23 protein-coding genes, 1 tRNA gene and 1 pseudogene are annotated in these 24,179 nt (G+C 59.1%); 8 read left to right on the plus strand and 17 right to left on the minus strand.

The genetic code is table 11. The annotated features are described in order from the left end of the window. Positions 1-24 precede the first annotated feature (24 nt). Positions 25-1,029 (plus strand): SLAC1 family transporter, encoded by a 1,005-nt coding sequence (locus AC06DS_RS00100; RefSeq protein WP_476727422.1) that lies wholly within the window; start codon positions 25-27, stop codon positions 1,027-1,029. A gap of 26 nt (positions 1,030-1,055) precedes the next feature. On the opposite strand, the gene AC06DS_RS00105 is transcribed toward AC06DS_RS00100, so the two are convergent. Next, a complete protein-coding gene (locus tag AC06DS_RS00105; protein ID WP_476727421.1) occupies positions 1,056-1,688 on the minus strand; it encodes an isochorismatase family protein in 633 nt (210 codons plus the stop codon). Between the two features lie 36 nt (positions 1,689-1,724). Beyond that, a complete protein-coding gene (glyA, locus tag AC06DS_RS00110) occupies positions 1,725-3,035 on the minus strand; it encodes a serine hydroxymethyltransferase (protein ID WP_476727420.1) in 1,311 nt (436 codons plus the stop codon). 205 nt (positions 3,036-3,240) lie between these two features. On the opposite strand from glyA, the gene coaA reads away from it, so the two are divergent. Continuing rightward, the gene (coaA, locus tag AC06DS_RS00115; RefSeq protein ID WP_293791024.1) at positions 3,241-4,158 is read left to right on the plus strand and encodes a type I pantothenate kinase; all 918 of its coding nucleotides are present in this window, start codon (positions 3,241-3,243) and stop codon (positions 4,156-4,158) included. A gap of 14 nt (positions 4,159-4,172) precedes the next feature. On the opposite strand, the gene AC06DS_RS00120 is transcribed toward coaA, so the two are convergent. The 3 genes from AC06DS_RS00120 to mca all read right to left on the minus strand — a co-directional run bounded on the left by AC06DS_RS00120 (position 4,173) and on the right by mca (position 6,398). Next, positions 4,173-4,943, minus strand: coding sequence for an isoprenyl transferase (locus AC06DS_RS00120; protein ID WP_293791023.1), 771 nt, complete (start codon positions 4,941-4,943; stop codon positions 4,173-4,175). Positions 4,944-4,953: 10 nt separating this feature from the next. Beyond that, the gene (locus tag AC06DS_RS00125; RefSeq protein WP_293791022.1) at positions 4,954-5,397 is read right to left on the minus strand and encodes a hypothetical protein; all 444 of its coding nucleotides are present in this window, start codon (positions 5,395-5,397) and stop codon (positions 4,954-4,956) included. A gap of 101 nt (positions 5,398-5,498) precedes the next feature. Beyond that, positions 5,499-6,398: a mycothiol conjugate amidase Mca gene (mca, locus tag AC06DS_RS00130; protein WP_293791021.1), complete on the minus strand. Its 900-nt coding sequence runs from the start codon at positions 6,396-6,398 to the stop codon at positions 5,499-5,501. 109 nt (positions 6,399-6,507) lie between these two features. Here mca and AC06DS_RS00135 point away from each other — a divergent pair, with 109 nt between their 5' ends. Both AC06DS_RS00135 and greA read left to right on the plus strand, forming a co-directional pair. After that, positions 6,508-6,942: a DUF4307 domain-containing protein gene (locus AC06DS_RS00135; protein ID WP_448308146.1), complete on the plus strand. Its 435-nt coding sequence runs from the start codon at positions 6,508-6,510 to the stop codon at positions 6,940-6,942. A 124-nt stretch (positions 6,943-7,066) separates the two neighbouring features. Then, positions 7,067-7,588 (plus strand): transcription elongation factor GreA, encoded by a 522-nt coding sequence (gene greA, locus AC06DS_RS00140; protein WP_476727417.1) that lies wholly within the window; start codon positions 7,067-7,069, stop codon positions 7,586-7,588. Positions 7,589-8,116: 528 nt separating this feature from the next. On the opposite strand, the gene AC06DS_RS00145 is transcribed toward greA, so the two are convergent. Continuing rightward, the gene (locus tag AC06DS_RS00145; RefSeq protein ID WP_477100686.1) at positions 8,117-9,007 is read right to left on the minus strand and encodes a Bax inhibitor-1/YccA family protein; all 891 of its coding nucleotides are present in this window, start codon (positions 9,005-9,007) and stop codon (positions 8,117-8,119) included. Positions 9,008-9,213: 206 nt separating this feature from the next. Here AC06DS_RS00145 and AC06DS_RS00150 point away from each other — a divergent pair, with 206 nt between their 5' ends. After that, positions 9,214-10,815, plus strand: coding sequence for a succinic semialdehyde dehydrogenase (locus AC06DS_RS00150; RefSeq protein WP_477100687.1), 1,602 nt, complete (start codon positions 9,214-9,216; stop codon positions 10,813-10,815). A 7-nt stretch (positions 10,816-10,822) separates the two neighbouring features. On the opposite strand, the gene AC06DS_RS00155 is transcribed toward AC06DS_RS00150, so the two are convergent. The 11 genes from AC06DS_RS00155 to AC06DS_RS00205 all read right to left on the minus strand — a co-directional run bounded on the left by AC06DS_RS00155 (position 10,823) and on the right by AC06DS_RS00205 (position 21,466). Further along, positions 10,823-11,881 (minus strand): NAD(P)-binding domain-containing protein, encoded by a 1,059-nt coding sequence (locus AC06DS_RS00155; RefSeq protein ID WP_477100688.1) that lies wholly within the window; start codon positions 11,879-11,881, stop codon positions 10,823-10,825. A 6-nt stretch (positions 11,882-11,887) separates the two neighbouring features. Then, positions 11,888-12,586 carry an SDR family oxidoreductase gene (locus tag AC06DS_RS00160; protein WP_477100689.1) on the minus strand — a complete coding sequence of 233 codons (699 nt, stop codon included), beginning with the start codon at positions 12,584-12,586 and terminating at the stop codon, positions 11,888-11,890. Positions 12,587-12,666: 80 nt separating this feature from the next. Next, the gene (locus AC06DS_RS00165) at positions 12,667-14,304 is read right to left on the minus strand and encodes a bifunctional ADP-dependent NAD(P)H-hydrate dehydratase/NAD(P)H-hydrate epimerase (RefSeq protein WP_477100690.1); all 1,638 of its coding nucleotides are present in this window, start codon (positions 14,302-14,304) and stop codon (positions 12,667-12,669) included. A 209-nt stretch (positions 14,305-14,513) separates the two neighbouring features. Then, a complete protein-coding gene (locus tag AC06DS_RS00170) occupies positions 14,514-15,677 on the minus strand; it encodes an acyl-CoA dehydrogenase family protein (protein ID WP_448308141.1) in 1,164 nt (387 codons plus the stop codon). A 137-nt stretch (positions 15,678-15,814) separates the two neighbouring features. Then, positions 15,815-15,888, minus strand: a tRNA-Leu gene (locus AC06DS_RS00175). Then, positions 15,879-16,862, minus strand: a complete 984-nt coding sequence (locus AC06DS_RS00180) for a Ppx/GppA phosphatase family protein (RefSeq protein ID WP_476727413.1) — start codon at positions 16,860-16,862, stop codon at positions 15,879-15,881. The genes AC06DS_RS00175 and AC06DS_RS00180 overlap by 10 nt, the downstream gene beginning before the upstream one ends. A 42-nt stretch (positions 16,863-16,904) precedes the next feature. Continuing rightward, entirely contained in the window at positions 16,905-17,471 is a 567-nt protein-coding gene (locus tag AC06DS_RS00185) for a DUF501 domain-containing protein (protein WP_448308139.1), read from the minus strand. An 84-nt stretch (positions 17,472-17,555) separates the two neighbouring features. After that, a complete protein-coding gene (locus AC06DS_RS00190; RefSeq protein WP_477100691.1) occupies positions 17,556-18,287 on the minus strand; it encodes an FtsB family cell division protein in 732 nt (243 codons plus the stop codon). Positions 18,288-18,377: 90 nt separating this feature from the next. Further along, the gene (eno, locus tag AC06DS_RS00195; RefSeq protein ID WP_293791010.1) at positions 18,378-19,655 is read right to left on the minus strand and encodes a phosphopyruvate hydratase; all 1,278 of its coding nucleotides are present in this window, start codon (positions 19,653-19,655) and stop codon (positions 18,378-18,380) included. 210 nt (positions 19,656-19,865) lie between these two features. Next, a complete protein-coding gene (locus AC06DS_RS00200) occupies positions 19,866-20,738 on the minus strand; it encodes a lytic transglycosylase domain-containing protein (protein WP_477100692.1) in 873 nt (290 codons plus the stop codon). An 11-nt stretch (positions 20,739-20,749) separates the two neighbouring features. After that, positions 20,750-21,466, minus strand: a complete 717-nt coding sequence (locus AC06DS_RS00205) for a metal-dependent transcriptional regulator (RefSeq protein ID WP_448308135.1) — start codon at positions 21,464-21,466, stop codon at positions 20,750-20,752. 122 nt (positions 21,467-21,588) lie between these two features. On the opposite strand from AC06DS_RS00205, the gene AC06DS_RS00210 reads away from it, so the two are divergent. The 3 genes and pseudogenes from AC06DS_RS00210 (at position 21,589) to AC06DS_RS00220 (ending at position 24,176) form a co-directional block, all read left to right on the plus strand. After that, the gene (locus AC06DS_RS00210) at positions 21,589-22,506 is read left to right on the plus strand and encodes a metal ABC transporter substrate-binding protein (protein WP_293791007.1); all 918 of its coding nucleotides are present in this window, start codon (positions 21,589-21,591) and stop codon (positions 22,504-22,506) included. A 120-nt stretch (positions 22,507-22,626) separates the two neighbouring features. Then, a pseudogene (locus AC06DS_RS00215) lies at positions 22,627-23,319 on the plus strand (metal ABC transporter ATP-binding protein); the annotation flags it as partial. Next, positions 23,316-24,176, plus strand: a complete 861-nt coding sequence (locus AC06DS_RS00220) for a metal ABC transporter permease (protein WP_293791005.1) — start codon at positions 23,316-23,318, stop codon at positions 24,174-24,176. The pseudogene AC06DS_RS00215 and the gene AC06DS_RS00220, both read left to right, overlap by 4 nt. The last annotated feature ends 3 nt before the right edge of the window (positions 24,177-24,179 follow it).

Here is a 24,179-nt window from a genome sequence, read left to right on the forward strand (position 1 = left end):
CGAGCACTGCCTAGCCTCGAGAATATGAGTACGAAGCACAGCAAGCCCGACCTACCGCCCCTAGGCCCCGGTTGGGCCGGAGCGGTGATGGGGCTGGGCATCACGGCGTCACTCATTGACATTCACCTGAGCTCAACGCTGGGGCACCTCCCTGCCGAGCTAATGCTTGGCGTGGCGACACTCCTCGCTTTGGCTCTCACCGTGGGGTTCCTTAGACATCGCAACCCGGGTTTCCACTCGAGCGCCATGCCGGCATGGGGAATGGCTTCCATGGGCATCCTCGCCTTGGGAAGTGCCTACTCCCTCATCTTCAGCAGCTGGTCAGTTCACACCTTCTGCTGGGCCGTCGGGACCGTCCTTGGCGCGATCACGTGCGTGAAGTTCTTCCGCTATCTCTTTGTTAGCCGCCCAGCTCCCGCCTTTACCTGGGGGCTGCCCCTAGTAGCGCCTATGGTTGCCGCTACTGCCTCGGCTCAGCTGGCACCCCATGTGGGTGAGTGGGGCTCAACTGTGCACGGAATCGGGGTCGCATGCTTTGCCCTGGCCTGGGTGACGGCAGTACCGACATTTGCCTTCGTCTACGCGCGCACCTTCCCGATCATCCCCGCCCAGTTCGCCACCACCGCGTGGATTCCGCTGGGACTCGTCGGCCAGTCCACCGTGGCCGCACAGTTGCTTGCGGGTGACCAGTGGCACTTCCGTGCCACGGTCTACGGCTTAGTAATACTGAGCGTTGGCATTCCCCTCGCCGGCTACGCCATAGTCAAGCACTGGGGAACAGCCCTGGGCAGTGCCCCCATGCCTTATAACCCCACCTGGTGGGCCAGCACTTTCCCCGTGGGTACGTGCTGTCTTGGAACCCATACCCTGGCCGAGAAATCCATAAATTCCACGCTTCTGGTGTGGGATCTGGGATGGATGGACACCCTCAGCGCCGCCCTACTGGCTTTACTTCTGCTCCACGTCGTTTGGGCAGCACTCGGGGCTCACAAACTATCGCGGCGACCGGACATCGTAATTGCCGGCTAGCACGAAAGCATTGCGTGGGAGATGGCCTAGTCGCGGATAATCTCCGCGCCTGCGTCTTCCAGCTCCTGAATAGCGGACTTGCCGCCCTGCTCAGTCACCGCCGAGCACAGTTGCTCGATGACGCACACGTGGAACCCAGCATTCAAAGCATCCAGCGCCGTGGCACGGACACAGAAGTCGGTGGCGATGCCCACGATCGTCACGTTCTCGACCTCGTGGGAGTTTAGCCACTGCTGAAGTGTTTGTTCCTCACCCGCAAGATGGCCCTCGAAGCCGGAATAAGCGGCGGTGTATTCGCCCTTGTGGAACCAGACGTCCACCAGTTCAGGGTCCAGCTCGGCACAGACCTGCGCGCCGTGGGTGTCGGCTACACAGTGAACCGGCCAAGTGTCCTTGTAATCCGGCTCCTCCCCCTCTGGCGCAAAGTGGCCTTCGGGCTTGATGTGCCAATCCTTTGTGCCGACGATGAGCGGGCGGGCGGCAGCCGGGGAGCCGACGCCGGCTTCCGATTCCTCCCCCTCGGCGTGCGCCAGGCCGCCCAGCCAGGTGTTGATCCCGCGCGCCACTTCTAGGCCACGGTCAGTTCCCAGGGAACCATCGACGAAGTCGTTTTGGACGTCAACGACGATGATTGCATCCTTCGCCTGCGTGCTGCCCATAGTGCTAAACCCCTACTCTTAAAGCCGCTGGGCTACTTAGACCAGCTTCCAGTCTTCCAGCCCATCATAGAGCGGAAAATCCTCGGCGATCTTGTCCACACGGGCACGCAAAGCCGCAACGTCCGCGTTACCGGCCAGAGCGGTACCGATGACATCGGCAACCTCGGTGAAGGCCTCCGTATCGAGCCCACGGGACGCCAGGGCGGAGGTACCGATGCGCAGGCCGGAGGTGACCATCGGCGGACGTGGATCGAAAGGCACAGCGTTGCGGTTAACGGTGATGCCAACCTCGTGCAGCAGATCCTCACCCTGCTGGCCATCCAGCTGAGAGTTGCGCAGATCCACCAGCACCAGGTGCACGTCAGTGCCACCCGTGAGAACCTGCACTCCAGCGTCCTTCGTATCCTGTGCGTTCAGACGCTCAGCCAGGATCTTTGCGCCTTCCAGAGTGCGCTTCTGGCGGTCACGGAACTCATCGGTTTGCGCAACCTTCATGGCCACAGCCTTCGCAGCAACAGCGTGCATCAGCGGGCCACCCTGCTGGCCCGGGAAGACAGAAGAGTTCAGCTTCTTGGCGTACTCCTGCTTAGCCAAGATCATGCCGGAACGTGGGCCACCCAGCGTCTTGTGCACCGTGGTGGAAACCACGTCGGCGTGCGGAACCGGCGACGGGTGCAGGTCTGCCGCTACCAGACCAGCGAAGTGCGCCATGTCCACCCACAGCTTCGCACCGACCTCTTCCGCGATGGACTTGAACGCTGCGAAATCCTGGTGGCGTGGGTATGCGGACCAGCCGGCGATCAGTACCTGTGGCTTCTCAGCGAGAGCCTGCTCGCGGATCTTGTCCATATCCAGACGGAAGGTCTCCGGGTCGACCTCGTAGGCGGCAACCTCGTAGAGCTTGCCCGAGAAGTTCAGGTGCATGCCGTGCGTCAGGTGACCGCCATGTGCCAGGGACAGACCCATGATCTTGTCACCCGGATTAGCCAGCGACATCAGCACAGCGGCATTGGCCTGTGCACCGGCGTGCGGCTGCACATTGGCAAATTCCGCGCCAAAGACCTGCTTAGCGCGCTCTCGAGCCAGATCCTCGATGATATCCACGTGCTCGCAACCGCCGTAGTAGCGGCGCCCCGGGTAGCCCTCGGCGTACTTGTTAGTCAGAACCGAACCCTGTGCCTGCAATACGGCACGCGGAACAAAGTTCTCCGAGGCGATCATCTCCAGCGTGGTGCGCTGACGTCGCAGCTCACCCGCGATAGCCTCCGCAACCTGCGGATCCAGCTCCGCCAGAGGAGTGTTGTGCTGTAAGGAGTTCTGTGTGGACGAATTCTGCGGAGAAGTCACGTCGACGAGGGCCTTCCATTTGTGGATGAAAATGTGGACGAAATGAAATAAGGCGAAAGATAGAACTTTTGCTTATCTGCCCCACCATCATAGCGAGTGGTTAGGGCACCACCCCAGGCAACCCAGCTCACCGGCTCGAACTCTCCAATACTTCCTTTCCCCCTTTCAATTTCACCTTGCCCCTTTTTCGGGGCACAATGGGGCTATGAATTCCCCCAGCCCTTACATTGAGCTGGACCGTACTCAGTGGCGCACGCTTAGAAAATCGATGCCCCAGGTCCTCACCGAAGATGAACTGGAACAACTCCGCGGCATCGGTGACGAAATTGACCTGGAAGAGGTCTCCGAGGTCTATCTGCCACTTTCGCGCCTCATTTTCCTGCGCGTTGAGGCACACCGTCGGCTGAACGCCGCCACCGAAACCTTCCTGGGCGAGCCTTTGCCACCAATCCCCTACATCATTGGTGTGTGTGGTTCCGTAGCCGTCGGCAAATCCACCACTGCCCGCGTGCTGCAGGTTCTACTGCAACGCTGGGAAACAAACCCGCGGGTGGATCTCGTTACCACCGACGGCTTCCTGCTGCCCACCGCCGAGCTGGAACGTCGCAGACTCATGCACCGAAAGGGCTTCCCGGAATCCTATGACCAGGCCGAATTGCTGAGCTTTGTTACCAAGGTGAAATCCGGCACCCAGAAGGTTGAAGCGCCCGTGTACTCACACGAGGCCTACGACCGAATCCCCGACGAAACTATCACGGTCGATCGCCCGGATATTCTGATCGTCGAGGGATTGAATGTTTTGCAGACTGGCCCCACCCTCATGGTGTCCGACCTCTTTGACTTCTCCGTCTACGTCGACGCTCGGCGTGAGGACATCGAAGACTGGTATATCGACCGCTTCCTACGCCTCAAGAACACCGCATTTAAGGATCCGGAGGCTCACTTCCACCACTTCGCCGACCTCAGCGATGAAGAAGCCACCCTTGTCGCCCGCGAGATCTGGCAGACCGTGAACCTTCCCAACCTGATGGAGAACATTCTGCCCACCCGTGTGCGCGCCTCCTTGGTTCTTCGCAAGGGACCCGATCACCTAGTGCAAAAGGTGCGCATGCGGAAAATCTAGGCTCCAGAAATCCTCTACAGCCCAAAGCGACGATGCCGCTGCGAGTAATCACGCAACGCACGTAGGAAATCTACGCGCCTAAAGGCTGGCCAATACGTATCCGTAAACCAAATCTCGGAGTAAGCCGACTGCCACAAGAGGAACCCCGACAATCGCTGCTCCCCTGACGTCCGAATCACCAGATCCGGATCCGGCTGACCAGAGGTATACATGTGGTTGCCCAACGCCTCCGCCGTAATGGCCTCTGCCATATCCTCCGGCGCGGTTCCCTGCTCAGCCAGTTCAGCCACCAGGGTCTGCACAGCGTCCACGATCTCCTGGCGGCCTCCATAACCCACCGCCACGTTCACACGCACACCTGTGTGATCCTTCGTCTTGGCCTGGTTTTCCTCTAAACGAATACGCAGCTGCTCCGGCAAAAGTTCTAGGTGGCCAACGGTCCTTAGCTGGAATCCGGCGTCGGAATCCGCCAGTTCTTCCGCAACATCGCCGATGATGCTGCACAACAGCGAGAGCTCCTCCGCAGAGCGCTTCAAATTCTCGGTGCTGAGCAAGTAGACGGTTACGGTCTCAATTCCCAGCTCATCGCACCAGCCGCACATCTCCGCGATCTTCTTCGCCCCCACGCGGTGACCATGCGAAACATCCGTGAACCCATTCTCACGCGCCCAGCGCCGATTGCCATCGGCCATGATGGCAACGTGCTTCGGCATAGGCTTTTCACGCAGCGAACGCGCTAAGCTCGCCTCATATGCCGGGTAGAGCAGTTGGGGGATACGATTCACAATCTTGATCTTACTGCTTCGGCGGTTCTTCGCGGTCTGCCTTCTCGGCTTTCTCAGCGTTTTCGACGCCCTTAGCTCGCGCCCGTTCAGCGTCAATAGCAGCCGGCCCCGTGAGTGTGCCGGAGGAGGGCAAGAAACGATCGTCGGTCTGTGGCACCTCGGTGCGGGCGAACATGGATCGCTTGCTAGCAGTCTCGTCAAAGCCCTCAGCCTTCATCGCTGCTTCCAGCTTCTCCGTGTCGAAGAGGCTAATACCACGTGCCTCAGCAAAGGCCTGACGGCGCTCGAGGCGACGGATGCGCTTGTTCATAGCGAAGCCAATGAGCAACACGACCAGAAGCAGAATGAGGATTACGAACAGGCCGATGGGTGCAGCCTTGCCAAACTCTGCACCCTTTGGGCCAGTGCGCTCTGCCTGCGCCAAGATCCACGTGGCAGTGCTGGCGGTGTTCATCGCTGGAAACTCCTTAAGTCCTCTTTGGCCATCAACTGTAGTTTGTCGGCTGCGTGTGGGAAAACCTGAGCAGCTAGAACTAGTTCAGGGTGGCGCTGATACTAGTCCAAGCCTGCAAACAGATCCGTCTCCGGGATCTCGCTGTGCACGCGCGACTGCGCCAGCTCGAACTCTTCGGTGGGCCAGATTTTCTGCTGCAACTCTGTATCTGCCAAGAAGAACGCTCCCTTCGGATCGATCTGGGTACGGTGAGCTCGCAGAGCATCGTCGCGACGCTCAAACCAATTGGCAACATTTACACGAGTCGTCACCCGGGCCAGAATATCCGGCAGTTGCTTCCACAACTCCAAGTGCTGGACGACATTCTCGGGCAGCTGCACGCCCTGTTCATACAGTGCGGTTGCTAGATCCTCAAAGCGTTCGCGAATAAAGCCGTGGGTGTAGTAGAGCTTTTTAGGCTCCCAAGGTTCCCCCAGCTCCGGGTGGAAATCTGGATCACCGGCAGCCTCCCAAGCGCGCATGGATACCGCGTGTACCTTGATGTGATCCGGGTGCGGGTATCCCCCGTGCTCGTCATACGTGATGATCACGTGCGGGCGGAACTCGCGGATCACTCGCACGACATCCTTCGTGACTTCCTCCGTATCCTGCAGCGCAAAGCACCCCTCCGGCAGAGGTGGCTTCGGATCCCCCTCCGGCAGGCCGGAATCCTCATAGCCCAGCCATTCGTGTTCTACTCCCAGGATGTTTGCGGCTTTGGCCATCTCCTCACGGCGCACCTCGATCATCTCGCCGATGCCCTGCTCCGCCACGGACTGCATCTCCGGGTTCAAAATGTCCCCACGCTCGCCGCCGGTACAGGTTAGCACCTTCACCCGGTGACCTTCGTCGACATAACGTGCCATGGTCGCCGCACCCTTGCTGGACTCATCGTCCGGGTGCGCATGGATAGCCAGCAGACGGTATCGCGAATCGGCGGCGGAAGATGTCGTATTACTCACGATTTCACAATCTACTATTCATCCCTCCCCTACCCAATAAAATCGCCGCCTGGAGTGGGCTGGGGATGAAGGCGTCATAAAGAAAGGGGTGGGCTAGACTAGAGACATCATGAACGCGGCGAAGAACAGCATCCAAGAAGAGCGTTACGGCGAAACGCGCAACCAGAAATTCTCCGGGAAAATCGTTGTGGTGATCCTGGCGGTCATGCTGGCCGCGGCGCTGGCCTACGCGGTGAATCAATACTTGCGCACGTCGGATGCGGACGTAACGGCCCAGGAATCCGGTGGCGAGATCGTTTCGGATGAGCGCATGACAATGAGCATCGACGTGACTCGCAAGGATCCCCAGAAGGCTGCCTATTGCATTGTCACCGCTCTGGATTATGACAAAAACGAAGTCGGGCGCCGTGAGTTCGTCATCCCCGCCGGTGGCGAGAGCGTGCAGCGATTCAAGGTTGACATTCCGACCCGCGAACGAGGCTACGCGGCCACTGCCTATGGTTGCTCCAGCACGCTTGCCCCTCACCTAAATCCGCAAAACTAGCGCCTACCTTGGCAGTCTGTCTCCGGCTCCTACGCTAAATGCTAGACTTTGCACGCCTATTGATTAATCTATTGACGCCCACGTGGGAGACCGCGTGAACCTTCAACGAAGACGGGAGAACCCAATGGCCGAGAACCAGACTCGCTGGCTGACTCAGGAATCTTACGACCGACTGAACGCGGAGCTGACGGCTCTGAAGGAGAACCGTCCGGTGCTGGCCGCTGAGATTAACGAGCGCCGTGAAGAAGGCGACTTGAAGGAGAACGGTGGCTACCACGCGGCTCGCGAGCAGCAGGGCCAGGAGGAGGCACGCATCACCTACCTGGAGGAGCTACTGGATAGCGCCACTATCGGTGAGGCTCCGCAGGAGTCCGGCGTGGCACTGGTTGGTTCCGTGATCCACGTCTACTACGACGGTGACGAGGACGATAAGGAGACCTTCCTGATCGGCACCCGTGGCCTGGAGTCCTCCAACCCTGATTTGGAGACTTACTCCACCGATGCACCGCTGGGCGCGGCCATTGTCGGCGCTAAGGTCGGCGAGACCCGCGAGTACCAGACTCCCGCCGGGGATACCGTCTCTGTGACGATCGTTTCTGCTGAGCCTTACGACCCCGACCTGGACGTTCCTCGCGAGGAGCAGTAATTTCCGCCTGGCGATGGTTGCCGGCTGTGGTGCGGCAATAACATTTGCTGCGGCTGGCGATGTTTTTGTAAACCAGGAATGAAAAGGGCGCCTACGGGCGCCCTTTTTCTTGTTCCAGGGGACGATCTGGGGTCTCCTAGCCTCTGGAAAGGGTCTACCCCGTCCTCCCAAGCCGGTTTTGCTGCGGAATATCGCCAGATCGGGAATCTGTGATTGACATCAATTCCCTTTTCATCAAAACAGCAGGTCAGAGAGTTGCTCAAAATTCGCACCGGACGAAAACGCTTCTACTTTCCCGATCTAGCGACATTCCCCGCCGACCACACCTCTGCAAGTGCCACAGCCACCGACTAATGAGCAATTCCAGCGGAAGCAGCAGTCGGCACAGGACAGCAAAAGGGAGCCCCCGGGAAAATCCGGAGGCTCCCTAGACAACTAACGCTCGGCGCCCTGTTGTCGGTACCTCATTGCCGGCGCCCCATTATGCAAGGCGCCTGAACCTCAAGGCACTAGCACTAACCTTTCCTGCTAGTCCCTGAAGTAAGAGAGCAGGCGCAGGATCTCGGTGTAAAGCCAGACCAGGGTCACAGCCAGACCCATTGCCACGCCCCAAGCCATCTTGGACGGAACACCAGCACGTACCATGCGATCAGCCTGGTCAAAGTCCAGCAGGAAGCTCATCGCTGCAATACCAATGCAGACCAGGGAGAAGACAATGGCGATCGGGCCACCGTCGCGCAGAATACCTGCAGATCCCGTAACCAGCGCAAACACCAGGTTGCCCAGCGCCAATACCAGCACGCCGATCATTGCCCCCACCATGAAACGGGTGAACTTCGGCGTTACCCGAATGGCGCCCGTCTTGTAAACAAACAGCATGCCAATGAACACGCCAATGGTGCCCAATACCGCCTGGGCGATCAACATGCCGGCGTCAGAATCACCGACCGCAGCACCGGAAACCAAGAAGGTAAAGCCACCGACGAACAAGCCCTCAAAAGCCGCGTAGGTCAGAGTAACGGGAGCAGAATCGTACTTCTTGCCGAAAGCCGAAATCAGAACAGCAATGAGGCCACCAATCATGCCAACGAAAGTAAGAATCATTGCCAGCTTCGGATTGCTGAGGCCAATGATGAAGTTCACCACTGCAAGTGCGACGATCACTGCCAGGGTGATGCCGGTCTTGGTGACAACATCGTCGACAGTCATCGGACGGTCGGCAGTCCCGGCCTGACCGTAGTTGGCAGCATCCTGCATGCCATAGCCCATAGCGGCGGTCTGCACGCCACCGTGGGCGGAGGTTGCGTAGGGGTTCATCCCCTGCTGCGGGCCGTAACCGCCCTGGTTACCTTGCTGAGCAAAGGGGTGCCGGCCTTGGTTCTTGGCCAGCGACCCCATGAACGGGTTCGAGGTTTTCATTCCTTACTCTCCATTTTCTGCTGGTCATTGTGGAAGTCGGAAGCCACCAATCAACCGACCAGTGCACTTCCGCCCTTTCGCGTACATCCTACCAACGTCTAAGCCTCCTCAAATGTTCCCAACACACATCAATTTACAACCTTTGTTTGCTTAAAAAACTTTCAGAACGAACACACTTCCCCAGCCTTTTAGGTAGTCTCCCAAACATGAAACGAACCAATTACAAGCGTCTTTCCGTAGCCGCTCTTCCTGCTGATCTAGAAGTAGAGCTGCGTAACCTCACCACCAATGCCCGCCTGCATAACCTCGATAATGATTACGACGGCAAGCGTCTCGACATCGAAGCCCCTTTCCTGGGTGAGACCATCGGCTGGGTCGCCAGCGGCTCTGCCGAAGATGTCACCGAAGCTTTCCGTTTCGCCCGCCGTGCCCAGCAGTCGTGGGTTCATGTCCCCTTTGCAGAGCGTAAGCGCATCTTCCGCCGCTTCCATGATCTTGTACTGAAGAACTCAGACCTCCTCTGTGACATGGTGCAGCTGGAAACTGGCAAGAACCGCGCTAGCTCGTTCGACGAGGTCATGGACGTTGCCAACAACGCCCGCTACTACGCCAACAACGTCGAGAAGTTCATGAAGCCCCGCAAGCGTGCTTCCGCGATGTCGATCATGGCGAAGTCGATTGAGTACCGTCACCCCCTCGGCGTCGTCGGCCAAATTAGCCCGTGGAATTACCCGCTCTCCCTGGGCATCGGCGACGCGATTCCCGCACTTATCGCCGGCAACGCCGTAGTTGCCAAGCCCGACTCCGCTACACCGTTCACCGCGCTTTTGATCTTTAAGCTGCTTTTCGACGCCGGGCTGCCGCGCGACCTGGTGCAGTTGGTTACCGGCTCAGGCCGCGTGGTTGGTAGTGCTATCGCAGACCAGTGCGACTTTTTGATGTTCACCGGCTCCACCGCGACGGGCAAGATCCTGGGCGAGCAGGTGGGTCGACGTCTGGTCGGCTACTCTGCCGAGCTGGGTGGCAAGAACCCGCTGATTATCGCCAACGACGCGGACATCAGCTACGCAGCGCGCGGCGCGGTGGATGCTTGCTTCTCCAACTCCGGACAGCTCTGCGTTTCCATCGAACGCATTTATGTGGAGCGGGCGTCCTACGAAGATTTCGTCGGCGCCTTTACTTCGCGCGTGCAGGCGATGAGCATTGGATCCGGGTTTGAATGGGAGACCCAGATGGGATCCCTGGCTTCCACGGACCAGCTGTCGAACGTCGAGAAGTATGTTGAGGATGCCCGCGCAAAGGGCGCCAACATTGTGTGCGGTGGCCGCAAGCGTCCGGACTTGGGGCCATACTTCTACGAGCCGACCGTCCTGACGGACGTGCCGGAGGATGCGCTGCTGCGCACCGAAGAAGTGTTCGGCCCTGTGGTGTACATCGAGCCGGTGGAAGACCTGTACGACGCAATTGAACATGCCAATGACACGGATTATGGCCTGAATGCTTCGGTCTTCGCTGCTGATGAGACCGCCTGGCAGATCGGCCCGAAGATTGAGTCCGGCTCTGTTGCACTCAATGATGGCTACACCTCCAGCTGGGCGGCCATTGATAACCCAATGGGTGGCATGAAGGAATCTGGTATGTCCCACCGCCACGGTGCGGAAGGGCTGCAGAAGTACACGGCAACGCAGAACGTGACCTCGCAGCGTTTCATGTACTTCCGCGGCCCAGAATCCATGAGCCGCAAGACCTTCTCCACGGTCATGCTGAACCTGCTGAAGACGGGCAAGACCTTCCGTCTACTGCCGTAGCCGGACCCTATTGCCCACGGGTGGTCGCCACAACCTCGGCGGCTACCCGTTTTGCGTATACGCCCACGCCCGTGATGGTGGCGGAACCTGGTCCCACCCAATCGCCATAGCCCACGAGGAATAGTCCGGGAGGTTGGGGCGAGGGGGCGTCACCAGCAAAGGAAAGCAACCCGCGGAAAGGGCCGAGGGCCGGGCGGAAGCCGGTACACCAGATGAGGTGATCAGCGGAGACTTCGTCGAGGTTGTCGAACATCGGTGTGGCGCGTAGTAGGCCTGCGTCGCGGGTACGGCGGACGGCGGGGAGCATAACGATATCCCCCAAGGATGAATCCGCACCAGGGTCGGTGTGGCCAGCGGAAATGGCATGATAGCGCTCGCGGTTACGACGAAAAAGCTCGGCACCGTCGATATCATCGGGCATCCAACGGGGTGCATGGCGGACGTACCAGGTGACGTTACCCCGGCCTCCTTGTTCGCCGTCGAACTCAAGTAGATCGGCCGCAATCTGCGCACCGGAATTAGCCGCACCAACGACGGCTACGGAAGTGCCGGCGAAGCGCTCCGGACCAGGATAAGTGGCCGTGTGCCACTGTGTGCCCTTGAAAGTGCCCGGATAGTAGGGCACGAACGGAGCCGACCACGTGCCCGTTGCCGCCACCACTGTCCGTGCACGCCATGTCCGCGCTGTCCCGCCGTAGTGGCCGTGCAGGTGAAATAGGCCGGTTAGCTCATCGAAGTTCACGCGATCGATGTGGGCTGGGCGGATCACGGGCAAGTTGTAGCGCTGCTCGTATTCGCGCAGGTAGGAAACCACATGGTCGGGTGGCGGGAAACCTTCATATCCCGGCATTGGCATGCCAGGCAGGTTCGAGAAAGTTGTGGCGGAAAAAAGCCTCATCGCCGGCCACATGTGCTGCCAGGCACCGCCTGGCTGGGGTTGCTCGTCGAACACTGCGAAATCTACAGTTCGGCGGCCTCGGCGCTCCTCCCGGCGAAGATAAAACGCAGTAGCCAGAGCCGCTTGTCCACCGCCGACGATGGCGCAGTCTAGAACGTGAGTATCCATGCGTGGTTAGCACCCGTTAGCAGGGCGAATCGTCAGCGACTCAACCATCGCATCTTCAGTCGCATCAACGGCCAGGCGCACGGCTTTGGCCACGGATTCGGGGCGCAAGAACTGCGTTTCGTCGTAGTCTCCCTCATCGACACCGCGGTGGGCTTGAATCTCACGCTGCATGTCGGAATCGACCTTGCCAGGGTGAATAGAGCTCACACGGATTTTGCCACGCTGCTCCTCGCGCAGGGCATCGGTGTAGGCGCGCAGCGCGAATTTTGTCGTGGCATATGGGCCAAACCCGACGCTGGATCGATAGCCCGCACCAGAGTTGATCGTCACCACAATGCCGTGAGCAGTGTGCAGCGCGCCAAGCAGGCGCCGGGTGAGTTCCGCAACAGCGAAAAGATTAATGTCGAAAGCATGTTTCCACTGCTGAGGCGTGGTTTCTGTTACTGGGTCATGGGCCACTACACCGGCGGAATGCACCAATACGTCAAGGCTATCTAGCCCCAGGTCGGCCACCGCGGCGCCGATGGCATCAGTATCGCCAAGATCCGCCACAAATCCCTGCGCGCTAGGAAATTGCTGTGCGACCTCATGTGCCTTGTCTGAGCTACCGCCGATAATCAGGTGGTGATCGTCCTGCAGCTGGTGTGCAATCGCGAGACCAATGCCTCGGGTTCCGCCGGTAATAAGTGCAATCTTGCGATCCATGTTTCGCTTCGTCCTTCCTTTGTCCACAGGCGATTTCCTATGCATTTGTTTTCTCCATGCATTTACCGTCTGTACTAGTCCTACCCTTGCCCGCCGACAACCGACCTCAACCATGCTGTCGCGTGAGGGATGTGCTGCGCGATCTTCAGCGCGGAGGTCGGCGCCAGACCATAGGGTGTAAGGGCAGATATATACGACGCCGCAGCGTGCACCGCGACACCGACCGCAGCTGTATCGACCACATAATCCGCCTCGTGCGTCTCAAACTCGGCTTGCCCTGCCTCGGCATATCCACCGTCGCGGGCGCGTCTGCCGGCATCGCGTGCAATCAGCGCACCGAGGATTCCGGCCAGCACATCGCCGGATCCAGGGGTGGCCGCCCACGACGACGCAGTATCCACAACCAAGGCTCGCTGTGGGTTGGCAATGATGGTGAAGCGTCCCTTCAGTAACACTGTGCAGTTCAGTTCTCGGGCCAGACGTTCAGTAGAGGTGATCCGGTCTGGCGATTCCAAAGGCAAACCAGCTGCCTTTGCTAATCGGTCGAATTCACCGTCATGCGGGGTGAGCAAGACGGGGGCGTTACGAGTACGAAGAACGTCCAGCACATCCGGGTTCTTCGCCAAGACGGTGATCGCGTCGGCGTCAAGAACCAATGGCTGCACCATGTCGAGGACCGCGAGGAGCTCCTGGCGAGCGTCGCGATCCGTGCCTCGACCCGAACCGACCATGCGTGATTGCACCTGTCCAGCGTCGCGGACAGTAGGGTGCACGATCACTTCTGGGGTGGTGGCCAGGACGTATTCGGGGTGCTCGCCGATGTAGCGCACCATCGAACTGGTGGTGTTAACCGCCGCGAGGGTGGCCAACACACCCGCTCCTAAATAGTCTTTACTACCTGCGCAGATTCCGACGACTCCGCCCGAGTATTTGTCGTCTGTGGCACCTGGTTCGCCAGGTAGTGTGCCGGGCAATGGCTGCGGGGTGCAGGTCATTTGCTGGAGAGGCTGATTGCGGTGAGCAAGTAGTTCGACCGGTGTGTGCCACAGAGCAGTAGTGCCTTCCAACTTCGCCAGCTCAGCAGAGAGCAGGGAGCCATCGTCCAGACCAATATCCTCGCAGAGCACCGTTCCGCATGCAGCGCTGAGACCATGGGCTCGGCGTAGCCCGCCAAAAGTGATGGTCACGTCAGCGCGGACGTGCTTGCCGGGTGTTTTACCCGTGTCAGCGACCACGCCACTTGGAATGTCGATGGCCAATACCTTGGCCGCCCGGAGAACTTCGACGACCTCATCAGGGATTTCGCCCCGGCCTCCAAGGCCAAACATTCCGTCGACGATTACACCGTAGCGGCGGAATTTTGCCGACGGTTCATTCGTCGTCGCAGCCTTGTCCTCGCCCAGCGCCACGAAGCTTCCGCCTGCTGCTGTGAAGGCCTGAGAGGCGCGTTCGTGAACATTATCTGTTCCTGCTATGGCGTATGCCTCCACCCTTATCCCCTGCATGGCAAGCACCGCACCGGCGTATAGTGCGTCGCCTCCGTTGCCACCGGGACCAACCAGCAAAAGCACGGGATCCTCCTGCTTCGCCAGCATGTTCTGAGCCACGGTGGCTACGGCGTGCGCGGCGGACTGCATCAGCTCGTCTGCTCGCTGCTGGCGAGCGAATAGAGCAGCCTCGGCGGAACGGATGTCCTCGACGGAATAAAGAGTGCGCATGCTGCCCATGATAGGGACGTCCACGCCTCGCCACCCGGACTTATCCTGACCTACCCCTCTGCGCCCGCATCAACTCATAGGCTTCCAACGCTGCGGCGCGGGATTCCTTTAGGTCTCTTTTGACCCGAGCGCCATTCGCTACCTCCTGGAGTGGTGCCTTGATCTTCAGGAGTAATTCTAAGCTTCCAAAAGACCATTCCCCTCCAGGACTAATCCTGCTTAAACTCGCGGGCAATCAGCAGCTTCATGATTTCGTTGGTGCCGCCGTAGATCCGCTGCACGCGGGCGTCCGTGTACATCCGCGAGATTGGGTATTCCCGCATAAATCCATAGCCACCGAAAAGCTGCAGGCAACGGTCCGCCACAGAACTCTGCAGATCCGAGGCCAGGTATTTGGCTGCAGAGGCCTGGGCTGTCGTCAGCTTGCCCTCGATGTGCAGAGCCGTACAGTGATCAGTCAGGGTCTTCGCCGCCAGCGTCTCACTCGCGCACTCGGCCAGCACGAACTGAGTATTTTGGAATCCGAGAATTGGTCGGCCAAACGCTTCGCGCTCATTGACGTATTTGATGGTTTGGCGCACTGCCCCTTCACATGCCGACGCCCCTGCAATTGCGAGAATCAAGCGCTCCTGAGGCAGCTGCTGCATCAGTTGGATGAAGCCTTTGCCCTCGATGCCGCCGAGCAGATTGTCCTTCGGGACGCGCATATCGGTAAAGAAAAGTTCTCGGGTGTCCTGGCCTCGCTGGCCGATCTTGTCCAACACCCGTCCCCGCTCGAAGCCTTCAAGATCCTTTGTCTCTGCGACAATAAGAGACAATCCCTTGCCACCTGGCTGGTCGTTGGTTCGGGCAACAATCACCACAACATCGCAGTGAGTGCCATTAGTGATAAAGGTCTTGGAACCATTAATGACCCATTCATCACCATCGAGCTCCGCCTTAGTCTTAATGCTCTGCAGATCCGAGCCCGTGCCCGGCTCCGTCATAGCAATAGCGCCGACGAGCTCACCACTGGCCATCCCCGGTAGCCACCGCTTACGCTGCTCCTCAGTACCAAGCTGGTAGATGTAATGAGCCACAATCACGGAGTGCACACCGTTGTGCCAGGCGGAATCCCCGGCAAGGCCCAGCTCCTGTTGGATAACGGCTTCGTGTGCAAAGGTGCCGCCCCCGCCACCATATTCTTCGGGAATGGACGCACACAGCAGTCCAGCGTCGCCTGCCTTATTCCAGAACTCACGCTCTACCTGATGGTTTTCTTCCCACTTCAGCTCGTTGGGGGTCACCTCACGAGCGATAAACTCGCGGGCATGCAGGCGTAGGGCGTCAGTTTCTTCAGTTTCCCAAGTGGCGCGGTAGTTATCCAGAATCATGGCCAAGGCTCCCTCGTTGGTAGAGAAGCGCCGACATGTTATTTTGCCGACAAATACTTTCGGGGAGTAACGCTACAGCAGACTGCCTACCAGCTTCCTCGGTTTTTGAAAATGGGCAGGAAAAGCGCAACAAAAAGTCCCCCCAGTCGGACTCGAACCGACACTGAACGGATTTTAAGTCCGCTGCCTCTGCCAATTGGGCTATAGGGGGCGTGCCATGACCTCAGCCAGCATCCCGTCTAATATATCCTTCTCGCTGATCGTGATCTCACTAAGCCCCCAATCTAGGAACCGGCTTGTGAAGGCATCCACCACAATTGAACCACCACCGATGACGTCCGCACGCCCCGGGTGCATAGGCCCGTACTCGCAACGCTGCTGGGGCGTCAATCCCAGCAACGTACGTGCTGTTGCGCGAAAGTCCTCTAGCGGCAAGGTGGCCATGTGAATGCGCTCGGGCTCATACTCCGAAAGCCCCAGAGTAAGAGCGGTGAGGGTCGTCATCGTACCCGCCACCCCGACAACCTGATCGACTGCGCGCAGATCCACATGCGAGCGAACCTGCTCCATCAACTCCTCGACGAAGGAACGGGCATCGTCGATCTGCTGCTGCGTTGGCGGTTGATCGTGCAGGAAGCGTTCCGTCAACCGCACACAGCCCATGTTCGCTGAGAAAGCCTGCGGCTCGCGGCCTGGGCCATGAACAACGAACTCCGTAGATCCGCCACCTAGATCAATTACGCACACGGTGCGCTCTGCAGCACCCGGCAGGTCGGTGACGGCTCCCCGGAAACTGAGCTCAGCCTCTTGTTCGCCAGAAATAACCTTTGCCACCGCGCCTTCGCGCACGCGCCCCAGATGGCGGCGGGTGATGTCGAAGAATTCTTCACGGTTCGCCGCGTCGCGGGTAGCGGAGGTCGCGCCCATCATCACGTCGACCACCCCGTAGTCGACCATCCGGTCGGCATAGATTTGCAGTGCATCATCCACGCGCTGCAGCGCCTCGTCTGCAAAACGCCCGGTGGCATCTACCCCCTGCCCCAAGCGAACGATGATGTTATCCCTGTTCAGCTCGTTAATCTGACCATCTGGAGTCCGCTCGCTGATCAGCAAACGGATGGAGTTTGTGCCGCAGTCAATGGCGGCAAAGCGGGGATTGGAAACCTCATTGTGGGGAGCACTCATAGTTCCCCAGGCTACCCCAGTGCGCTAGATCCCCTTTTAGGGCTATTCCTCAACGCTCGCGGTCTGCATTGACGTACCCAGAGCGGCGGAGGTCGGCCAGTCCTTAGGCAGCGCCGTACCTTCAAGCTTTGGGTTATTTTCGATTGCCAGCGCCACAGCTTCGGTTCCTAGGCGTACCCGATCCGGCCCTTCTGCCAGCGCATAGGCGATAAGGACGTGCAGGCACTTCACGCGATCTGGCATTCCCCCGCCAGAGAAGTCGGTACCCAGGTCTTCCATTTTGTTGCGTTCAGCCAGGTAGTGCTCGTGTGCTGCTCGGTAGTCCGCAGCTAGATCCTCGTCCTCGCTCAATCGGGCTTGCATTGACTTCATGACGCCCGCCACCTCTAGGCGCGAGGCTTCCGCGGTCAGGCGCGGGTCAGTCAGGTAGTAGAGAGTGGGGAAAGGCGTACCATCAGGCAACTTAGGCTGCGTTTTCACCACTGCGGGCACACCGTCAGGCGTGTAGTAGCTGACCTCCACCACACCACGTAGCGGACGGCCAAGCTGCTGGCGCATTACCTCAAGGTCTTCGTCGGTCGGTGGGCCGGGCTGGCGGGCATTGGTCATCTTTAGACTTTCTGGGTTCTTTTGGTGGGCGTTTTACTTGTGGACGTTTTGTTTGACGTTTTGTTTAAAGGAAACCTGCGAGTACTAGTTAGCTGGCGCGGGTGCTTGTTCCTGCGCCGGAGCCGGGGCGCCTTCAGAGGCTTGCTCGGGCGCCGGCGCGTCCGTCTTTTCCTCCGGCACTGTCGGCAGCTTGTGATCCTCATTCTCCGGGTCGTTCTGTTCCTCCAAGATTTCCTCCGGAGTAGAGATGGAGTCCCACAACTGCTGGTACCAATCGCGGTTCCCCTCGTCACCGTTCTTCTCGTCTTCCGCTTCGGTGTCCAGCTTGTCAGCCTGGATCTTCGGGGAAATGATGCGGAATGCCGACTCTCCCGGTTCAATCAGTCCCAGGCGGGTGCGAGCCTGCTCCTTGATGTAATCCTCATCGCGGTAGCGATTGAGCTCGCTGGTCAATTCGGCTTTTTCCTTCTCCTGCCCCGCAATCTTCGTGTTGAGCTGCGCCAGCTCAGCGCGTTGTTCAAAATAGTTACGCAGCGGATTCGTAATCGAAACCGCCAGGAAGATCAGCAAAAGCAGCGACACGAGCCACGTCGCGGGGCTCATGTTCTTCGGCACCTCCACAAAGGATCGGGCCATGCGCTTCGGCGCGGTTTGTGCGCGCTGCCGTCGCTTTTCTCGCCTCTCGATCGACCGTGCGCGAGGCAGGCGGGCGGACGCGGGGCGGTCTTTTTCCTGCCCGTTGTTTTCGGACGCCACGTCTGCGCGCGGCTTATCCTCCGGCTCCTTTGCCGGTTCGCCCTTGGTCGATTTGCTCATGGTCTACAGAGTCTAGCGAAGCGAAGCTGAAATGCGAGTAGCCCACGGCCACCTACGCGGGTGGCCGTGGGCTACTGATCTGTTATGCGTTTACTTCTTGAAGCGCGGGAAGGCAGAGCGGCCTGCGTATACGGCAGCGTCGCCCAGGATCTCCTCGATGCGCAGCAGTCGGTTGTACTTTGCAACGCGCTCGGAACGAGCCGGAGCACCGGTCTTGATCTGGCCGCAGTTCAGAGCGACAGCCAAGTCGGCAATGGTGGTGTCCTCGGTCTCACCGGAGCGGTGGGACATCATGGTGCGGTAGCCGTTGCGGTGAGCCAGCTCGACGGCCTCGAAGGTTTCGGTCAGAGTGCCGATCTGGTTAACCTTCACCAACAGGGCGTTGGCGGCCTTCTCCTCGATGCCCTTGGCCAGGCGCTGCGGGTTGGTGACGAAGAAGTCATCGCCAACGATCTGCACCTTGTCACCGATCTTGGCGGTCAGGGCAGTGTAGCCCTCCCAGTCGTCCTCCTGCAGTGGATCCTCGATGGAGACGATCGGGTAGGACTCGATGAGCTCCTCGTAAACCTTAGCCATCTCCTCGGCGGTGTGCTCGCCGCCCTCGAAGTGGTACTTGCCGTCCTTGTAGAACTCGGAGGAAGCGACGTCCAGAGCCAGTGCCACGTCCTCGCCGACCTTAAAGCCAGCCTTTTCGATTGCCTCGACAATCAGGTCCAGGGCAGCCTTAGTGGAATCGACGGAAGGGGCGAAGCCGCCCTCGTCACCCAGGCCGGTGGACAGCCCCTTTTCCTTAATAACCTTCTTCAGAGTGTGGTAAACCTCTGCGCCGGTACGCAGTGCTTCGGAGAAGCTCTCGGCACCGATCGGGGCGATCATGAACTCCTGGACGTCAACGCCGGAGTCTGCGTGTGCACCGCCGTTGAGGATGTTCATCATCGGCACCGGCAGAACGTGAGCGTTCGGGCCACCGACGTAGCGGAACAGTGGCAGATCGGCGGTCTCTGCAGCTGCGTGAGCCACAGCCATGGATACACCCAGGATCGCATTGGCGCCCAGCTTGGACTTGTTCTCGGTGCCGTCCAGATCCTTCATCAGCTGGTCAACGACGCGCTGGTCGTCAGCCTCAACGCCCATCAGCTCTTCGTCGATCTCGTCGATAACGTTCTTGACGGCGTTCAAAACACCCTTGCCCTGGTAGCGGTCGCCACCATCGCGCAGCTCGTGTGCCTCGTGCACACCGGTGGAGGCGCCGGAAGGTACGGCCGCACGGCCGAAGGAACCGTCGTCCAGTACTACGTCAACCTCTACGGTCGGGTTACCGCGGGAATCCATGATTTCACGGGCATCAATGTTGAGGATCAGGGCCATGTGTCTGCCTCCTTGGCATGTGGCATCGAGTGCCAAACTGTTGATTATCTGTTCTCGGTTAACAGCTAAAAAGGTCTCCACCGTGGCCTAGGCATTCATCTGATCGGCACCTAGTGCAACGGTCTACTCCCATTGTGACACCGCCATAAAATTTTCGCCGTCGCCCGGAAGAACCGAGGGAAAACTCCCCCTCCCTAAAGGGGGATGGTTTTACATAGGCGACTGTCCGAGCGCGTAGTTTGCCGCTGCATCGCGCACCTGCATCACGTACTCGTCGGAAAGGTTGTAGCCCTTGATTGCGTTAGTCCAGCCGGACTTAGTACCAAGGTCGCGCTGTTCACGGCACAACAAGGCGCTTGCGGCAGCAGCTGCGTCAAACACACTCTGGGGGTTTTTCTTTCCATCCTTGTCAGCATCCACCCCATAGGTCTTCCAGGATTCAGGGATGAACTGCATCGGCCCCAGCGCGCGGTCGTACTCGCGATCTCCATCTAGTCGTCCACCATCGGTATCTTCCACCTTGGCGAACTGTCGCCCATCGAGCTTCGGCCCAATGATGTCCGGCTCGGCAATGCCATCATCGTTTAGCTTTGACGCCCCGAAGCGGTCACCGTCGTACGTTCCATGGCGGGTTTCTACGTATCCGAGTCCGGCCAGAGTGTTCCAGGAAAGATTGCAGGTGGGGTGCTCTGCGCGAGCGATTGCCTCTGCATTTCCGTAGGCAATAAGCGCGGGCAGAGGAATGTTTAGTTCCTCGGACTTGGGCTTGGCCCAATCCAGTAGCCGCTGATAAGCGCTGTCGAAATCGTCTCCGTCTATATCCGGGGCCGGACTCGCTGCCTTTGGCGGCACATCCGTGGGCACCGGTTGGCGGTCGGATTCCGCGTTATTGTTGTTCGTCACGAATCCCGCGACGAGGTAGCCAACCAGTCCAATGATCGCCAATAGTGCGATAACCACGACGAAGAATCCGCAGCCTCCCAGCAACCCTCGATTGGGGCGGCTTGAGGTTGCTGCCTCGTCGTCCCATGTCAGATCCCTGGGTTCGATCCTTTGGGGACGGCGATAGCGGTTCGACGCCATGAAGGTCCTTCCTATTTCTTGGTGCGTCCGCTCGACTTAGTTTGTTTCTTCTTAGCCGGAGCCGCACTTACTAACACTGCGCTTAGGCTACTAGCTGGCAATTGAACCCGTGTTTCCGACTCGGCTATTTGAAGCTCAGCCATGTCAGCAAAGACGCGCTCCCCCACGGTGACGTGTACTCCGGGGAGAACTCCATGCTGGGTGAGATAGCGCACCAGCGCGGCGTCCCTGTCGCTGATTCGGTCGACTACGAGGTATTGACCCGTGTGGGCGTCAGAAAGCAGGAAGGCCGAACTCGCGGGAATACGGCCACCCTCGTCCGGAATGGGGTCACCGTGTGGGTCTCGGGTGGGGTTATTGAGCAGGTTGGCGATGCGTTCAACAAAGGTCTCGGACACTGCATGTTCCAGGACCTCAGCTTCGTCATGCACTTCATCCAGCCCATATCCCAGATGGGTGCAGAGGAAAGTTTCGATCAATCGGTGGCGACGCACCATGGCCAGTGCGATGGTGCGCCCGGCGTCGCTGAGTTCAATGTCGCCATAGGGGGCGTGCTCAACGAGCCCCTGCGCGACGAGGCGCTTAATGGCCTCCGACGCCGTGGAGGGGCGTTGTTCCATGTGAGAGGCCAAAACGGAGAGGGAAACCCCGCTGCCGGACCATTCCTGTAGATCGAAGATCTTCTTCAGGTAGTCCTGGGACCTCTCGGGAAGGTCTGTGACATGCATACAGTTCAGTTTACGGGGGTAAGGGGGTTTTATGAACTCCTGGGGATGGATTAGACTACACTGTATTGTTCAACGCGTTGAACTTTACACCCCTCACTAACAGAAAGAGTTATACAGTGAAAATGAATACCACTAAGCGGATGGTCGCAGCCCTCTGTATCAGTGCGCTTTCAATAGCTGGCACGACAGCCTGCAATAGCAACGGCACCGGCGGCGCCGAAAAGGCCGAGGTTCTCACTACTTTCACCATTTTGCAGGACATCACCGCCAACATCGCCGGCGATACCCTCACAGTGCGGTCGCTAACCCAGCCCGGCGCGGAAGTCCACGGTTACGACCCCTCCCCCACAGATATCGCCGCCGCCTCTAACGCAGAACTCATCATCAACAACGGCCTGGGCCTCGAACATTGGCTGGATAAGCTGACCGCCGACAGCAAAGCCAAGCGCGTTACAGCAAGCGATGGCATCACCCCTATCAACATCAAGGGCACTGACCAGCCCAACCCCCACGCGTGGATGAGCCCATCAATTGCCAAAACCTATGTCGACAACATCGTCAAGGCCCTCAGCGATCTGCGCCCGGATAACGCGCAAACATACGAGGACAACGGCGATAAATACAAGGATAAGCTCGACGACGTGCAGACCGAATTGCACACCGGCCTAAAGAAACTCCCTCGTAGCCAACGCGCGCTCATGACTTGCGAGGGCGCCTTTAGCTACCTCACCCACGACGCAGGCATGAAGGAGGGCTACATCTGGCCAGTCAACACTGAAGGCGAGATCACCCCACAGCAGATCACCCAGGCCACCAAGTTCGTCAAGGACAACCATGTCCCCGCCGTGTTCTGCGAATCCACCGTTGAAGCCGGCCCGAAAGAGCAGGTGATGCGTGACTCTGGCGCACGCGACGGCGGTACGCTCTACGTTGACTCCCTCTCCGAAACCGACGGCCCTGTACCGACCTATCTCGATCTTCTTTCTTATGACGCCCGCACCATCGTCAGCGGGCTCACCGGTAAGGACACCAAGAAGTAAATGACACCACCGCAGTCTTCAGACATACCCTCTACAAGCCCGGCTCTTGTCGTCGATGATGTGCACGTTAACTACGGTTCTGTCGATGCGCTAACCGGCGTGAACCTCCGCCTCGAGTTCGGACAGATCACGGCACTCATTGGCATGAATGGCGCTGGCAAGTCCACGCTTTTCAAGGCCATCATGGGGTTGGTGCAGCCATCGTCAGGACGCATCACAGTTGGCGCCAGCGGCGCACGTGGGGCTGTGGCCTATGTTCCTCAGCACGATCACGTGGACTGGAATTTCCCCATCAGTGTCCGCGAAATCGTCGCCAGCGGAAGGCGCCAGGCACGGTCGAAGGTGGGGCTCCTGCCGCAGGGCTCGCCACTATGGGGACTGAAGAGTTGGCGTCAAGAAAAGAAGAACAACGAACGCATCGTTGATGAAGCACTGCGACAGACCGGGCTAACGGAGCTGCAGGACCGTCCCGTCGGGGCGCTTTCAGGCGGGCAACGCAAACGCGTCTTCGTGGCGCGCGGCATTGCCCAAGAGGCAAAGATTATGCTGCTCGACGAACCTTTTGCAGGGGTCGATACACAGTCACAGTCGCAGATCACCGCACTATTGCACGAGCTCGCCGGAGACGGCACCGCGCTTTTGATCTCCACACATGACCTCGACCGACTCCCGGAACTATGCGACAACGTGGCGATGCTCAACCGACGCATCGTGGCCGAGGGTGCGCTGCATGATGTGCTGACGGCGGAAAACCTCACTCGCACTTTTAGCACCGATACGCCGCTGATCGCGGACAAGGAGGCACACTCATGAGCGCTCTCTCCGGCACTTTCCTCGATCCCATCCTTGTGCCTTTTAGCTATAGCTTCGTCCATCGTGCGCTGCTTGCCGCCAGTGTGATGGCTATCGTCGCAGGCTTACTCAGCTGCTGGCTGATCCTCGTCGGCTGGTCTCTTTTGGGAGATGCAGTTTCACACGCCGTCCTACCCGGCGTGGTGCTGGCCTATATCGCCGGCGTGCCCTTCGCCGTTGGGGCTATGGTGGCGGCACTGATCGCGGTAGGACTGGTGGGCTCGGTAAAAGAGCGAACCACACTGCGGGAGGACACCTCCATCGGCATTATCTTCACCACCTTCTTCGCGCTCGGCTTGGTGCTGCTCTCTGTCACCCCGAGCGGTACGCACCTTCAGGAAATCCTGTTCGGCAACCTGCTGGGCATCACGCAGTCCTCGTTGTGGCAGATTCTGACTATCGGCGGTATCGCCTGTGTCGTGCTTCTCGCCAATGCGCGCACCTTCACCCTGTGGGCTTTTGACGCCGAGCACTCCAGAACCATGGGCTTCAACACGAAGGCCATTCGCTGGGCGCTGCTGGCTTGCCTCGCGTGTGTGGTGGTCGCCAGCGCTCAAGCCGTCGGCGTGATTTTGGTGGTCGCGATGCTAATTACCCCAGGTGCGACGGCTTACCTGTGGACGCGCCGTTTTCGCCGTATGCTGCTGATTGCCCCGCTGGTCGCCTGGGTCAGCTGTGTCGCGGGCATTGTGCTGAGCTTCAATTTGAATGTCTCCGCCGGCGGCACCATCGTGTTAGTGCAATCGGCGATTTTCGCTCTGACGTACTTGTTCGCCCCGCGTGAGGGGCTGGTGCGGGCAATGCTGGCGCGCCACTAAATG

It is taken from the genome of Corynebacterium sp. TUM25015, from assembly GCF_056393505.1.